The 14,735-nt window shown below is 73.2% G+C and carries 11 protein-coding genes and 1 pseudogene; 6 read left to right on the forward strand and 6 right to left on the reverse strand.

Annotation, left to right across the window (positions count from 1 at the left end; genetic code table 11):
- Window positions 1-205 precede the first annotated feature (205 nt).
- Window positions 206-1,228: an oxidoreductase gene (locus O7595_RS03955; protein ID WP_269727326.1), complete on the reverse strand. Its 1,023-nt coding sequence runs from the start codon at window positions 1,226-1,228 to the stop codon at window positions 206-208.
- Window positions 1,229-1,294: 66 nt separating this feature from the next.
- Here O7595_RS03955 and O7595_RS03960 point away from each other — a divergent pair, with 66 nt between their 5' ends.
- Window positions 1,295-2,251 (forward strand): FAD-dependent oxidoreductase, encoded by a 957-nt coding sequence (locus tag O7595_RS03960; protein WP_269727327.1) that lies wholly within the window; start codon window positions 1,295-1,297, stop codon window positions 2,249-2,251.
- Between the two features lie 142 nt (window positions 2,252-2,393).
- Here the strand turns inward: O7595_RS03960 and O7595_RS03965 are convergent, their stop codons facing one another.
- Together O7595_RS03965 and O7595_RS03970 are read right to left on the reverse strand one after the other, a co-directional pair.
- On the reverse strand, window positions 2,394-4,046 hold the full coding sequence (locus tag O7595_RS03965) for a BCCT family transporter (protein ID WP_269727328.1): 1,653 nt from the start codon (window positions 4,044-4,046) through the stop codon (window positions 2,394-2,396).
- A 140-nt stretch (window positions 4,047-4,186) separates the two neighbouring features.
- Window positions 4,187-5,476: a M14 family metallopeptidase gene (locus tag O7595_RS03970; protein ID WP_269732356.1), complete on the reverse strand. Its 1,290-nt coding sequence runs from the start codon at window positions 5,474-5,476 to the stop codon at window positions 4,187-4,189.
- A 695-nt stretch (window positions 5,477-6,171) separates the two neighbouring features.
- Between O7595_RS03970 and O7595_RS03980 the strand changes: the two genes are divergently transcribed.
- Both O7595_RS03980 and O7595_RS03985 read left to right on the forward strand, forming a co-directional pair.
- Window positions 6,172-7,740 carry a M1 family metallopeptidase gene (locus O7595_RS03980; RefSeq protein ID WP_269727329.1) on the forward strand — a complete coding sequence of 523 codons (1,569 nt, stop codon included), beginning with the start codon at window positions 6,172-6,174 and terminating at the stop codon, window positions 7,738-7,740.
- 109 nt (window positions 7,741-7,849) lie between these two features.
- Window positions 7,850-8,893 (forward strand): LacI family DNA-binding transcriptional regulator, encoded by a 1,044-nt coding sequence (locus O7595_RS03985; RefSeq protein WP_269727330.1) that lies wholly within the window; start codon window positions 7,850-7,852, stop codon window positions 8,891-8,893.
- A gap of 362 nt (window positions 8,894-9,255) precedes the next feature.
- Here O7595_RS03985 and O7595_RS03990 read toward each other — a convergent pair whose 3' ends face one another.
- Window positions 9,256-10,173 (reverse strand): oxygenase MpaB family protein, encoded by a 918-nt coding sequence (locus tag O7595_RS03990; RefSeq protein WP_269727331.1) that lies wholly within the window; start codon window positions 10,171-10,173, stop codon window positions 9,256-9,258.
- Between the two features lie 283 nt (window positions 10,174-10,456).
- Here O7595_RS03990 and sph point away from each other — a divergent pair, with 283 nt between their 5' ends.
- Entirely contained in the window at window positions 10,457-11,458 is a 1,002-nt protein-coding gene (gene sph, locus O7595_RS03995) for a sphingomyelin phosphodiesterase (RefSeq protein WP_269727332.1), read from the forward strand.
- A gap of 92 nt (window positions 11,459-11,550) precedes the next feature.
- On the forward strand, window positions 11,551-12,618 hold the full coding sequence (locus O7595_RS04000; RefSeq protein WP_269727333.1) for a cation diffusion facilitator family transporter: 1,068 nt from the start codon (window positions 11,551-11,553) through the stop codon (window positions 12,616-12,618).
- A 124-nt stretch (window positions 12,619-12,742) separates the two neighbouring features.
- On the opposite strand, the gene O7595_RS04005 is transcribed toward O7595_RS04000, so the two are convergent.
- Together O7595_RS04005 and O7595_RS04010 are read right to left on the reverse strand one after the other, a co-directional pair.
- Window positions 12,743-13,279 carry a hypothetical protein gene (locus O7595_RS04005; RefSeq protein ID WP_269727334.1) on the reverse strand — a complete coding sequence of 179 codons (537 nt, stop codon included), beginning with the start codon at window positions 13,277-13,279 and terminating at the stop codon, window positions 12,743-12,745.
- A gap of 51 nt (window positions 13,280-13,330) precedes the next feature.
- Window positions 13,331-13,718 (reverse strand): annotated as a pseudogene (locus O7595_RS04010) (Appr-1-p processing protein).
- Window positions 13,719-13,835: 117 nt separating this feature from the next.
- Here O7595_RS04010 and O7595_RS04015 point away from each other — a divergent pair.
- Window positions 13,836-14,588: a MerR family transcriptional regulator gene (locus O7595_RS04015; RefSeq protein ID WP_269727335.1), complete on the forward strand. Its 753-nt coding sequence runs from the start codon at window positions 13,836-13,838 to the stop codon at window positions 14,586-14,588.
- The last annotated feature ends 147 nt before the right edge of the window (window positions 14,589-14,735 follow it).

Below are 14,735 nucleotides of genomic sequence, written 5' to 3' on the forward strand. Positions count from 1 at the left end.
CCGGCGTGGCGGGCGGTGGCAGAGGTGCCGCCGCAGGTGCGGATGATGGACGACACCGTTCGACCGGCCCGCACCGCGCCGGCCGGGCGCCCGGGACGTCCCCGCGCACGCCGGTGCCCATAGCCACCCGCCCGGCCCTTCACGGCGGCACCGTCGAGCGGGATCCGGTGGGTGCCGATCAGGATGTCCCGGCCCGGCGCCCGGCTCAGCGCGTCACGGCCGCCACCAGGACTCCCCCGGCCGCGCGGGCCACCACGAACGCCCGGCCCCTCACGGCGCCGCCGTCCAGCGGGATCCGGTGGGTTCCGGGCTCCAGGGTGCCGTCGAAGACCTCGTGGCTTCGGGTGCGGTGGAGCCGGTCGAGGCGGTGGGCGACCAGCCGGACACGGCAGGCGGACGCGACGGTCACCGATGCCGTGCGGCCGGAGGCGGTGAGCCCGGTCAGCCGGCGGTGTTCGGCGGGGCCGCGGTGGAGCACCTGCTCGACCTGGGCGACGACGACCGGCACGACGTCGGCGAGGGCGTCGACGCAGGCGGCGTGGGCCCCGGAATCGGTGAAGGCCACCAGGACCGCGGCACGTTCGGTCTCCGTGACGGTGCCGCCGAAGACGACGGCGCCGTACGCCCGCAGTTCCTCCGCCGGAACCCCCGCCGTGTCACGGGCGATGTCGGCACCGATGCCGATGGTCCGGAGGGCGGCGGCGAGCCTGGTGAGGGAGGTGGCGCGGGCGCCGACGAGGAGGACCCTTCGGCGCGGTCCGGTGGCGGTGCCGTCGAGGAGCCGTTCCAGTGCGGCCCGGTACGCGTCGGCACGGAAGCGGAAGGGGCCGGTTCCGGGGTAGCCGTTGAGCTCCAGGTCCGCGGTCTCGTCCGTCTGCCAGGCGAAGTCCCGCCAGACTACGTCGTTCCCCTGCCGCTCGATGACGGCGGTCACGGCTCCGCAGCCGAGTTCCTCGCACTCGGGGCAGCCGTAGAGCACGTGGCGACCGCCCGGCAGCGGGGCCTCCGCGTCCAGCAGCAGACCGCGTACCTGACGGATGACGATCGCCGGGGGCACGTCGGAGGCGAGCGGGGAGACGGCGTCGACGTCGGAGAGCAGGAGGAGGAGCGGGCGGCCGTCGACGACGAAGTCCAGGAAGTCGCGGTGGACCTCGAAGCCTCCGCCGGCGAGGAATCCCCCGGCCCGTACCGCCGGGGCCAGGGCGAACGTCGCGTACTCGGCTGACATGTCGGGAGTATTCCCGGCCCAGGCGCGATGTGAGCACGGTGGCGGTGATTCCGCTACGGTCCCGCCATGAGCGGCGAAGTGATCGTGGTGGGCGGCGGGGTCATCGGGCTGACGACGGCGGTCGAACTCGCCGAGCGGGGACGGCGGGTGCGCCTGTGGACCCGTGAGCCCGCCGGGGCGACCACCTCCGCGGTGGCGGGCGCCCTGTGGTGGCCGTACCGGATCGAACCGGAGGCGCTGGTCGGCGCGTGGTCGCTCACGTCGCTCCGGGTGTACGAGGAGCTGGCCGGGCGGCCGGAGGAGACCGGGGTACGGCTGGTGCCGGGAGTGCAGCCGGGTGTGTCGCCCGCCGCGCTCGGGCCATGGGTCCGGGAACTCACCGGGAAGGTGCGGGAACTGGCGCCCGACGAGCGGCCGGCGGGCGTCGCGTCCGGGCTGTGGGCGCGGCTCCCGCTGCTCGACATGCCCGCTCATCTGGGCTGGCTGGCGGCCCGGTTCGAGGCGGCGGGCGGGACCGTGGAGCTCCGCACGGCCGGCTCGTTCGAGGAGGCGGCGGCCGAGGCTCCGGTCGTGGTCAACTGCACGGGGCTCGGCGCGCGCGAGCTGGTTCCGGACCCGGAACTCACGCCGGTACGGGGGCAGCTGGTGCTGGTGGAGAACCCCGGGATCGACACCTGGTACGCGGCCGCGGACGAGGCGTCGAGCGAGCTGACGTACTTCTTCCCGCAGCCGGGCCGGCTCGTCCTCGGCGGTACGGCGGTCGAGGGAGCCTGGTCACTGGAGCCTGACCCGGCGACGGCCGAGGCGATCGTCCGGCGCTGCGCCCGGGTACGCCCCGAGATCGCCGGGGCCGAGGTCCTCGCCCACCGGGTCGGACTGCGCCCCGCGCGCTCAAGTGGGGTGCGACTCGCCGCCGTTCCGGGCCCGTACGGCACCCGTCTGGTCCACAACTACGGACACGGCGGGGCGGGGGTGACGGTCGCCTGGGGCTGCGCAAGGGCGGCTGCGGACCTGGCGGGCTGACCCCGGCGGCCCGCGGCCGCCGCTCGGTGGCGGCCGTGCGGCGTGACCGCCCGCCCCACGCCGATGGCCGCGCCGCGACAGCGAACGCGGTCGGCCGGCGAGCACGTCGGCCGACCACCACGGTCCCGCCAGAGCCCGGAGTTCACTTCTCCGGCGGTGTGGGCCCGATGCGGAGTTCGAAGTCCCCGTCGTACCTCTTGTGGCCCGCGATGACGGCGAGATCGACGACCTCCTCGCCGCGTTCGCCGCGGACGATGATCGGATCGTGGCGCAGATCGCGCATCAGCGCGAAGCACATCGCGATCATCACCAACAGGAACGGGGCCGCGACCAGGATCGTGAGGTTCTGCAGTCCGGCCAGGGCGTCGCCCTTCCCGCCGCCGATCAGCAGCATGACGGCCGCGACGGCGCCGGTGACGGTGCCCCAGAACACCACGACGAACCGGCCCGGCTCCAGGGCGCCCTTCTGCGAGAGGGTCCCCATCACGAGGGACGCCGCGTCCGCTCCGGAGACGAAGAAGATGCCGACCAGGACCATCACGAGCATGCTCGTCACGGTGGCGGCGGGGTACTGCTGGAGCACCGCGAACAACTGGCCCTCGGGCGTGGTCTCGTCGCCCAGCCGGCCGCGCGCCTGGAGCGTCATCGCCGTACCGCCGAAGATCGCGAACCAGCAGAGGCTGACCGTGCTGGGCACGAGGATCACTCCGCCGACGAACTGGCGGATCGTCCGGCCCCGGCTGATGCGGGCGATGAACATGCCCACGAACGGTGTCCAGGAAATCCACCAGGCCCAGTAGAAGACCGTCCAACTGCCGAGCCAGTCGGCGACCCCGGCACCGCTGGACGCCTCCGTCCGGCCGATCAGCTGTGGCAGTTCGCCGAAGTAGGTGGCGATCGAGGTGGGGAGGAGATCGAGCACGATGACGGTCGGTCCGGCGACGAACAGGAACAGGGCGAGCAGCAGTGCCAGCACCATGTTGGTGTTGGACAGCCACTGGATGCCCTTCTCGATGCCGGACACGGCGGAGAGGACGAAGGCGAGCGTCAGCACGGCGATGATGGCGACGAGGAGCGCCGTGCTGACCCTCGTCATCCAGCCCAGTTCGCTGACCCCGCTGCCGATCTGGAGGGCGCCCAGTCCGAGGGACGCCGCCGAGCCGAACAGCGTGGCGAAGATGGCCAGGATGTCGATGAGCCGGCCGCCCCACCCGTAGGCGTGCTTCCTGCCGATCAGCGGCTCGAAGACGGCGCTGACGGTCTGGCGGCGCCGGCGCCGGAAGGTGCTGTACGCGATGGCGAGCCCGACCACGGCGTAGATGGCCCACGGATGCAGCGTCCAGTGGAACAGGGTCGTGGCCATCGCGGTCTCCATGGCCTGGGCCGCGTCGGCGGGATCGGTACCCGGCGGCGGGTCGGTGAAGTGTGCCAGGGGCTCGCTGACCCCGTAGAACATCAGCCCGATGCCCATGCCCGCGCTGAACATCATCGCGATCCAGGAGACGGTGCGGAACTCGGGTTCCTCGCCCTCCCTGCCGAGCGGGATGCGTCCGTAGCGGCTCATGGCGAGCCAGAGAGCGAAGATCACGAAACCGGAGGCGGCCAGGACGAACGCCCAGCCGCCGTTGTGGATGAGGCCCGCGAGCATGCCGCTGGAGACGCGCTCGAGGTCCTCCGTGGCGACGGAGCCCCAGACCACGAACGCGACCGTGAGGACGGCGGTGACCCCGAAGACGACCCGGTCCGTGACGTTGCCGTACCTCGCCACGTCCGGACGGCCGGGGACGTCCGTCACCGGCGGATCTCCCCGGTCGTCCGGCTGTTCTGCGTCATGCGACTCGTCATGCGGCACTGAAGGCCCCTTTCGCGGGTAAACGGAGCCGGGCTTCGTTCTCCGTAGGCCCTCCTACCACATGCGACGCGGTTCATACGGAATCAGCAGCGGATGATCGGGTTCCCGGTCGTGAGGCGGTAGGCGGCCCGTTCGTCGAGCAGCAGGGGGACGAGCGCCCGCAGCGACTGCCGCAGCGGTACCACGGCGCCGTCCGCGGTGGGCCTGGAGACCACTCCGTGCAGGGCGAGTTCGTCCCCGACCTCGGTGTACTGGGCGGCCGTGAGTCGGTAGCCGCAGGGCGGGTCCTGGATGGTCTCGTCCGCGGTCGCGGGGTCGTTGTCGGCGCCGCCGGTCCACACCGGGCCGCGATCGGCGAGTCCGGTGAGCCGGGCCGCGGTGGTCGCCGCCTCGATCCGGCCGCGGCGCTCGCCGGCGAAGGCGAACGCGCCCTCCAGGGCGACGAGCTGGGAAGCGACGCGCCGCCGGTTGTTCAGGGCGGGGTCCGCCTTCTCGGCGTCGGTGAGGGCGTCGACCCGCGTCTCGACGAGCAGGCCGACGGAAGTCTTCACCCCCGCCGTGTTCCGCAGGATGCGCTCCTGGCCGTCGCCGGCGACCTGCCGGACGGGCTCACCGGTGACGGGATCGGTCCAGATGCCGTAGATGCCGTTGCTGAATCCCGCACTGCCCGCGGCAGGGCGGACGTAGGTCTCGGAGAGGGTGCGGGCCTCCCGGTGCACATCGGGGGCGGTGTTGAGGTTGCGCGGCCAGAGGGCGAGCAGGTCCTTGTCGTAGTAGCCGGGTGTGGCGCCGTATTCGTGCAGGTCGTAGACGATGTCGGGGCGGCGGTCGCGGAGGACGGCGGCCATGGCGCGGCCCTCGGCGGTCCTCAGCGCGATGTGGTCGCGGTTGACGTCCACTCCGTCGGCGTTGCCGCGGGTGTCCGCCGCGCGTCCGTCGGGGTTGGCGGTCGGGACGACGAGCACGGTCGTGCGGTCCAGGAAGCGGCGGGTCCCCGCGTCCCTGGCCCGGGCCAGGTCGCGGACCGTGGTGAGACACGCCTCGCGGCCGGACGGCTCGTCGCCGTGCTGACTGCAGACCAGCAGCATGGTGTTCGCGGTGGGCCGGTCGCCGCCGATACGCACGAGCTGGAGCGGGCGGCCCTGTCCGGTCCTGCCGATGGTGCTCAGCGACACGCGGTCGCTCGACCGGTCGACAGCCTCCAGGAACGCCCACTCCTCGGGCTGGGTGGTCCAGCGAGCACCACCGGAGATTTCGAATCCGGTGCGCGGCACGTCGGCGTGCGCGGCGGCCGCCCGGACGGGCGCCGGAAGGGCGACAGCTGCGGCGAGTGCGCAGGCCGCGGCTGCCCAGGTGCGGATACGACGGTGCATCGGTTGCTGCCTCCGGGGACGGGTCGGTTCGGACGCGGCGCTCACTCCGTCGAGCCGGGCGCCGAGGGGCCGGACGCGGTCGGTGGACCGCTGTCCGGGGGCGCGTTCGACGTCGGCCGTGGGCTCGCGTCCGTCGGCGACGGGACACCCGTCCGCGTCGTGGGTCTTCCGCTTGTTTCGTTGCCGCGCCCGCAACGGGAGCAATACGGGCCGGCGTCCACGGTGACGGGTATTTTCCGGCCATGCTGCGCCGGTTCCAGCGGTCGGACGATGTCGACGGCGACGCGGTCGTTCCGGCCGTCCCCGTCACCGTCGAGCCGGGTGTCGACAGGGGCGGATTCCCGTATCGCGTCGTCGTACGGGCAGGCGGTCCGGATCTCCCGGGCCGCGGCGCCGTGTGCGCCGCTCCGCGGGACGAGCACGGGCATCAGGGCGGCCGGGGCCGTCGCGGCGGTGGTTCTGCCGATGAGTCGGATGCGCGGCACACGTGTCGGCATGGGCGGACGGTACTCCCGTCAACTGCCGTGCGACAGAGGGCAGTAGTGGGCCGTTCGAGGACGGAGCGACGAATGGGAGACCGTGCACCAGGTCGGCCGAATGGCGATCGTGCGACGGAGGGCGCCATGGACATGTCGGAGCGCCGGACGCGTGAATGGGTTCGAAAAGATCATCCACCCCTGATGTTGGGAGCATTCGTGCATCGCAGAGTTCTCGTCCCGAGCGCGGTTGCGGCATCTCTCCTGCTGACGGTCCCGGCCTCCGCCGCTGCCGGAGGTCCGGGGAGATCCGCCGGAGGACAGGGCGTGCCCGGGGCCCCGGGAATCGGCGACCCGTACTACCCGGCCAGCGGAAACGGCGGCTACGACGTATCCCATTACGACCTGCGGCTGAAGTACCGGCCCGCGACGGACCTCCTGGAGGGCACGGCGACGATTCTCGCCACCACCCGGCAGGACCTCTCCCGTTTCAACCTCGACTTCGGCCTGACGGTCAGTGAGGTACGGGTGAACGGCCGCGAGGCGTCGTTCACCCGGAGCGGCGACCAGGAACTGGAGATCACGCCGGCCGCACCGCTGGAGAAGAACCGCCCGGTCTCGATGGTCGTCAGGTACTCAGGAAAGCCCTCGGAACTGAAGATCGACGGCTGGACCGCCTGGCACCGCACCCCGGACGGCGGGGTCGCCGCGCAGGAGCCCGCATCGGCCGTGTGGTGGTTCCCCTCCAACGACCATCCCCTCGACAAGGCCACCTTCGACATCTCCGTCGCGGTCCCGGACGGCACCCAGGCGATCAGCAACGGCGTACTGCGGTCCCGCTCGTCACGGCTCGGCTGGACCCGCTACAACTGGCGGTCCGACAAGCCGCAGGCCACGTATCTCGCCACGCTCGCCGTCGGGAAGTTCGACATCACCACGGACACCACCGCGAACGGGCTGCCGGTCCTCAACGCGTACAGCAAGGACCTCGGGGGCAACGCGGGCGCGGCGCGGGCCAGCGTCGAGCGGACCGCCGAGGTCGCGGAGTGGCTGGAGGGCGTCTTCGGGCCGTACCCGTTCAACGCGCTCGGCGGCTACGTCCCGAACGTGCCCAGCGGGTACGCCCTGGAGACGCAGACCCGGCCGTTCTACAGCCCGCGGCAGTTCGCCAACGGCGCGAACGTCTCGGTCGTCGTGCACGAGCTGGCCCACCAGTGGTACGGGGACAGCGTCTCGGTGAAGGGCTGGAAGGACATCTGGGTCAACGAGGGCTTCGCCCGCTACAGCCAGTGGCTGTGGTCGGAGAAGGAGGGCGAGGGCACGGCGCAGGAGCTGGCCGACTACGTCTACGCCCTGCACCCGGCCGACGACCCCTTCTGGACGGTGAAACCGGGCGACCCGGGGCCGGACAAGCAGTTCGACATCGCCGTGTACGACCGCGGCGCGCTCGCCCTGCAGGCGCTGCGCAACACGATCGGCGACGAGGACTTCTTCGCGATCCTCAAGGGCTGGCCGGCCGCGCACGCCGACGGCAACGCGAGCGTCGGCGACTTCGTGCGGTACGCCGAGGGGGTCTCCGGCACACCGCTCGCGGACCTCTTCGACACCTGGCTGTACGAGCCGTCCAAGCCGGCCGCGCCCGCCGCGGCGGCGAGCGGGGCCACGAAGGCGCCCGGCGTCGCGCGGTCCGAGGTACGGCCCGCCGAGCCCAGGTCGTACCGGAGGATCGCCGCCACCGACACGGTGCACGACCACGACCGCGATCACGGCCGCGATCACGGCAACTGACCGGTGGATCGGGTGCCGCCGCCCCGCTCCGGGGCCGCGGCACCTGCGGCTACGCTGGCCCCGCACGACCTGTGCCACCCGTACGGACACCGCCGGTGAGGAGCGTCCCGTGCCCGATCGGAGCAGTGGGCCCAGACCCACCCTGGAAGCCGTCGCCGCACGGGCCGGGGTCTCCCGGGCCACGGTGTCCCGCGTCGTCAACGGCGGGGCGGGGGTGCGCGCCCCGGTGGCCGACCGGGTGCGGGAAGCGGTCGCCGAGCTCGGCTACGTACCCAACCAGGCGGCCCGCAGCCTGGTCACCCGGCGGAGCGGCGCGGTCGCCGTGATCATCGCGGAGCCGGAGTTCCGGATCTTCTCCGATCCCTTCTTCGAACGCCAGGTGCGCGGCATCAGCCGTGAGCTGAGCGTCAACGACTCGCAGTTGGTGCTTCTGTGGGTCGAGCGCCCGGACGACCACGACCGGATAGCCCGCTACCTCGGCGGCGGCCACGTCGACGGCGCGCTCGCCTTCTCGCTCCACGAGAGCGACGAACTCCCCTCGGTGGTACTGGGGTCGGGGGTGCCGGCGGTCTTCGGCGGCCGCCCCGGCGGGCCCGGCGCCGGCTCCGAGCACGCCGTGCCCTACGTCGACTGCGACAACCGGGGCGGCGCCCGTACGGCGGTGCGCCATCTCGTCGGACTCGGCCGTCGCCGGATCGCCCATATCGCCGGGCCCCGGGACCAGACGTCGGCGCTCGACCGACTCCACGGCTACCGCGACGTGCTGCCGGACGCCGAGCCGGGGCTGACCGTCCAGGGCGACTTCACTGCGCGCAGCGGGGAGCTGGCGATGGCCGCGCTGCTCGGCCCGGGTGCGGCGGCGCCGGACGCGGTGTTCGCCTCGAACGACCTGATGGCCTCGGGGGCGCTGGGGCTGCTGCGGGAGCGGGGGCTGCGGGTGCCGGAGGACGTCGCACTCGTCGGCTTCGACGACATGGCGTCGGTGGCGGAGACCACCGATCCGCCGCTGACGACGGTCCGCCAGGACATCGAGGGCAACGGTCGGCTGATGGTACGGCTGCTGATGGATCTGCTGGACGGGCGGGACACGGACGCCGCTCCCCCGGCCTCGGTGATCACACCGACCACGCTGGTACGGCGCGCCACGGCCTGAGCCGTCCCGCGGCCGCGAGGGCTCGGGCACGCGCCGGCGCGGGCGTCGCGCCGCCCGGGACCTGCGTGGAAGTCCCCGCGCGAGCACCACGCGTCCCGGCGGGACACGAGTCCGGGCGGGACACGGGTCCGGCCCGGCCGTTCCGCCGCCGGCCAGGACATGGACCTCGGCGCGAGCGTCACATTCCCCGGCGGGGCCCGAGTCCAGGGGCTGACGACCCGAGCCCGCCCCACGATGACGTCGGCCTGCCCAGGCGGACGACGCGGCACACGGGCTCGCCGGGGCGTGCGCGAATCGGGCACCGGCGCCCCGCGATCGCCCCCGCCCGGCCGGCACGCCGTCGGCCGCCCCGCGGGAGTCCGTCACCTCGCGCGCCCCGTCGGCAGCCGGCCCTCCGCCCGGGCCCGGCGACGGGCTTGTCTGGCCTGCGGCAGATAGCGCAGCCGCTCCGGAAGCAGGGGCACGACGATCCTGACCGCCCGGCCGAAACACCGCAGCCGCCGCTCCTGTTCGGCGGTCCACCGGAGCCCGATCGCCTCGCGGGCGTCCGGCGGCATCAGCCCGACGGTGAGGAAGCGCCTCAGCCGGAGGAACCGGGGCAGGATCAGCGGCCAGCACGGGCGCAGCAGCAGTCTCAGCGGGAGGGGCCCGAGGGCGGGCGGCGGCAGCCTGCGGTCGGTGGCGAGGAGTTCCCGGACGACGGCGGTGGCTTCGAGCTCGTCGGCGAGGACCTTGCGGTAGTAGGGCCAGAACTCCTCGACGGTGCCCGGCATGTCGCGGTCGCGGATACCGAGCACCCGGCCGACCCTCAGCCATTCCTCGTAGAGCCGGCGCTCCTGGGCCTCGGTGAACGGGCGGTACAGATAGCGGATCGCATGGTGGTGGACGGGGAAGCCGGTGGCGTGGACCCACGCGTAGTACTCGGGGGTGAGCGCGTGGTAGCGGCGGCCCCTGCTGTCGGTGCCCCGAATGTCCCGGTGGAGCCGGCGCAGTCGGCGACCCTCCTCCGCGGCGGCGTCCCCGCCGTACACCCACAGCTGGAGCGAGCGCAGTGAGCGCTCGCCGCGGCCCCAGGGGTCGGTGCGGAAGACGGAGTGCTCGTCGACGCCCGCGCCGACGGCCGGGTGCGCGACCTGCAGGGTGAGCGCGGCGGGGAGCATCAGCAGCCCGCGCACGTCCCCGACGAGGGTCCACAGGACACCGCCGGGCGGCGGGGGCAGGGGGTCCGGCCCGCCCGTGCCGTCCGCCTCCCGCGTCAGGTGATCCTGCGGCCTGGTCATCGGTGTGCTCCCGGAGGCCGGCGGGCGCGGTGCGACGCGCTCTCTCACACCTCCAGTATGCGATCACGGCCGGACGAGCGGGCAGCGAGAGGCCGATCCGTCCCGGGAAGTCCCCTTGAAGAATCCCGGAACGCGACTTGTCCGTAAACGTTCCCAGGAACGTGGAACTCCGGCAAGAAACCCGGCACCTGACGGTTACCCGAAGGTAACTGCCGCTGCTTTGATGTGCGCGCCGGTATCACCCCCACCCCCACCCCCACCCCCACCAGAATCGGGAGTTCCAGTGCCGCAATCCGTGCTCCGCCGCGCGTCCGGCGCAGCCCTCTCCACGGCGGTCGCCGCCGCTGCCCTGGCGGTCGCCGCGCCGTCGGCGTCCGCCTCCCCCGCCGGGCAGACCGCCGTGGCGACGCCCTCGCTGAGAGTCCTGACGTACAACGTCTTCCTCTTCAGCAGGACCCTGTACCCCAACTGGGGCCAGGACCACCGGGCCGCCGAGATCCCCAAGGCCCCGTACTTCCAGGGCAACGACGTCGTCGTGCTCCAGGAGGCGTTCGACAACTCCTCGTCCGAAGCGCTGCAGCGCAACGCCCGCGCCCAGTACCCGTACCAGACCCCCGTGATGGGCCGCAGCAAGAGCGGCTGGGACGCGACGGGCGGCGCGTACTCGGCGACGGTGCCGGAGGACGGCGGGGTCACGGTCCTCAGCAAGTGGCCCATCGTGCGCAAGGAGCAGTACGTCTACAAGGACGCCTGCGGCTCCGACTGGTGGTCCAACAAGGGCTTCGTGTACGCGGTCCTGGATGTGAAGGGCAGCCGGGTGCACGTGGTGGGGACCCATGCGCAGTCGACCGACCCGGGCTGCGCGGCGGGCGAGGCGGCGCGGATGCGCAGCCGCCAGTTCAAGGCGCTCGACGCGTTCCTCGACGCCAAGAACATCCCGGCCTCCGAGCAGGTGCTGGTGGCGGGCGACTTCAACGTCGACTCGCGCACCCCCGAGTACGCGACCATGCTGGCGGACGGTGGGCTCGCCGACGCGGACAGCCGCACCGGGCACGCGTACTCCTTCGACCCCCAGGACAACTCGATCGCGGCCGACCGCTATCCGGGCGAGCCGCGCGAGGATCTCGACCACGTCCTGCACCGGGCGGGGCACGTCCGCCCGGCCGGCTGGCGGAACGACGTGGTCAAGGAGCAGAGCGCGCCCTGGACGGTCACCAGCTGGGGCACCGACTACACCTACACCAACCTCTCGGACCACTACCCGGTCGCCGCCTTCGGGCAGTAGCCGACAAGGCGTAGCCGCAAGGCTTGTGCAGCTGGTCGGGGGCCGCTCTTCGGCAGTGGCTGCAGCCCTTTCCGGCTGTCATGGTGGTGTCCATGACGGGTCAGGGGCACACGCACGGGCACACGGAGGACCACACGGCCGGCCGTCCCGGCGTGCCCGCGGGCGGCCGCGGGCACGCACACGGGCACGGGCAGGGCCATGGCCACGGCCGTGGACACCATCACCATCACGGCGAGCGCATCGACGCGGCACTCGAAGGCTCGGCCGAAGGGTTGCGCACACTCTGGTTCTCCTTCGCCGTCCTGGCCGCGACCACCGCCGTCCAGGCGGTCATCGCGGCGCTGTCGGGGTCGGTCGCGCTGCTGGGCGACACCGTCCACAACGCGACCGACGCGCTCACCGCGCTGCCGCTCGCCCTGGCCTTCGTACTGGGCCGGCGCGCCGCGACGCGGCGCTACACCTACGGCTTCGGCCGCGCCGAGGACCTGGCGGGAGTCCTGGTCGTCCTGGTGATCGCCGCCTCCGCCGCCTTCGCCGGGTACGAGGCGGTCCGGCGGCTGCTGGACCCCCAGGACATCACCCACCTACCGGCGGTGGCAGCGGCCGGGCTCGTGGGGTTCGCGGGCAACGAGTGGGTGGCGAGGGCGCGCATCCGTACGGGGCGCCGCATCGGCTCCGCCGCGCTCGTCGCGGACGGACTGCACGCCCGCACCGACGGATTCACCTCCCTCGCCGTGCTGCTCGGCGCCGGCGGCGCGGCACTGGGCTGGCGGTACGCGGACCCCCTCGTCGGCCTCGTCATCACCGGGGCGATCCTCCTCGTACTGCGTGGCGCGGCCCGCGAGATCTGGCACCGTCTGATGGACGCCGTGGATCCGGCCCTGGTCGACACGGCCGAGCACGCACTCGCGGATGTGGAAGGCGTACGGGCCGTGGGGGCCGTGCGGATGCGGTGGATCGGGCACACGCTTCGCGCGGAGACGTCGCTCGAGGTCGACCCGGGGCTCACGGTCGTAGAGGCCCACGCCGTGGCCGTCGCCGCCGAACACGCACTGCTCCACGCGGTGCCCCGGCTGGCGGGTGCGACCGTGCACATCGACCACGCGGGCACGGCCGGCCAGGACCCGCACGCCGCGCTCGACCACCACTTCGCCCGGTGAGCGCCCGGTTCGGCCGCGTGACTGCCCGGTGGCGTGAACGCTCCACCCCGGTGGCCGCTCCACCCCGGTGACCGTCCGACGCCGGTGGTGCGGTGGCGGTGCCTCACCCGGCGCCTGCACGCTCCTACCGGTACCAGGCTGCGGCGCTCCAGGCGTACAGCGCGATGGTCGCGGCCACACAGGCGAGGACCACCCAGGAGCCGAAGCCCGTGTGCCGTACGGGGCGCCGTCCGGTGCGCGGAGTCCGCCCGCGACCGGAGCGTGCGGACCGGGCCGGACGGGCCGGCCGCTGAGCGCCCCCGGAACGCACGGAGAAGCGCCCGACCCGCGCTGGGGGCGCGAGGGCCGGGGCAGTCACGCCCGGCGAAGGGTCCGCGGCGGCCTCGGCGAGCAGCCGGCGGCAGACGGCGGCCAGTTCGGCCGTACCGGCCTTGACGTGCATCACCGCCTCCGAGCGCGCGGGAGCCGTCGTACCGCCGTCGAGTATGCGGCCGGCGCGCAGCAGGATCTCGTCGCGGCCGCCGCTCGGCGCCAGGCTGATCCAGCGCCTGACGTGCTCGCCCCGGATGACCACGCCTCCCGCGTGGTCCCGGTACACGGTGTGCTCACGCCACAGGACGTCCGCCAACTCTGCGGCGGTCTCCCTCAGTTGCGCACTCACGCTCTCCCCCGCTCTGCCGTGCGCCGCTCGAACAAGCACCGCACTCTAGCGTCAGGCGCGGACCGAGCCGCGCGCGGGCTCCTCGCCGTGGTCGTACACCGTCACCGGTATGCCCTGCTCGACGAGCCGGGCCCACACCAGCGGCTCCACCCGGGACCAGGTGCCGCCCGCCGGCCCGCAACCGAGCCTCGGCATGTGGACGGAGGCTCCGAGCTCTGCGGCCCTCGCGGCGACCTCGCCGAGCACCCTGTCGACGGCCTCGTACCGCACGGGCACCCCCTTGCCGCCCGTGCGCGTCCCCCGCTGGCCCACCATGTTCGCCACCCACACGTACGGCCCGACACGCACGAACTGGACCGCGCCGAGACAGAAGTCGGAGCTTGACGCCCTTGCCCTGCGGCGCGGTGGCGTCCCCCCGTACGTAAGTGATCCCCGCCATGCCACCACGCTACGAGGCGCCTCTGACAATCGGCCCGGGATCACCCGGGTTTCACAACTCTGGTGAGACAGCAATACTGTTGCATCGGACCGGCGCATGCAGGGAGCGAGGAATACGATGGCGACCGAAAACGAGGGGCCGACGCTGACCGTCGACGAGCTGGCCGCCCGTGCGGGCGTCACCGTCCGCACCATTCGGTTCTACAGCACCCGCGGTCTGCTGCCGCCGCCGCAGATCGGCCCGCGCCGCGTCGGCCACTACGGCACGGAGCACCTCTCCCGGCTGGCCCTGATCGAGGAACTGCAGCACCAGGGAATGACCCTCGCGGCCATCGAACGCTACCTGGAACAGCTGCCGCCGGGGCTGAGCGCGCAGGATCTGGCGATCCACCGGGCCCTGGTGGCCTCCTGGGCGCCCGAGTCGGCCGAGGAGACCGGTCTGGAGGAGCTGGTACGCCGGGCCGGGCGGCCGCTGTCGGAGCAGGACGTCGACCGGCTCGCGGCCATGGGCGTGCTGGACCGCACCGCCGCGCCGGACGTGTTCCGGCTCGACGGCGGGCTGCTGCGCCTCGGTGTCGAGCTGCTCGACGTCCCGATCGCCCACGAGACGATCCTCGCCTCCCGCACGGTCCTGCTGGAGCACGCCCGCGCCGCCGCCCAGGAGCTGACCAGACTGTTCCGCGACGAGGTGTGGGGCCCCTACCGCGAGCAGCAGTCCGATCCGGACCATGTCGCCGCGATGAAGTCGCTCTCGGCCCATATGCAGCCGATGGTGATCCAGGCCCTGGTGACGGCCTTCCAGCGGTCGCTGCGGGAGGAACTCCGCGCGGCGTTCGGAACCGGCGGGGACACACCCGCCCGGCCCGAGTAGGGCCGGGACCGGGCGGGGCCTCCTCTGCGGGCAGACACCCTGGTGCCGGGGATCGGTGGGACGGCACCGCGCGGCGCCTCCGACCCGTACCGCTCGGTGCGGGCGGGCGGTGACGGCCGGGGGCAATGGGAGCCGTCCATGTCATGA

Origin of the sequence: Streptomyces sp. WMMC940 (assembly GCF_027460265.1) — a bacterium.
In the GTDB taxonomy this organism is placed as follows: Bacteria; Actinomycetota; Actinomycetes; order Streptomycetales; family Streptomycetaceae; genus Streptomyces.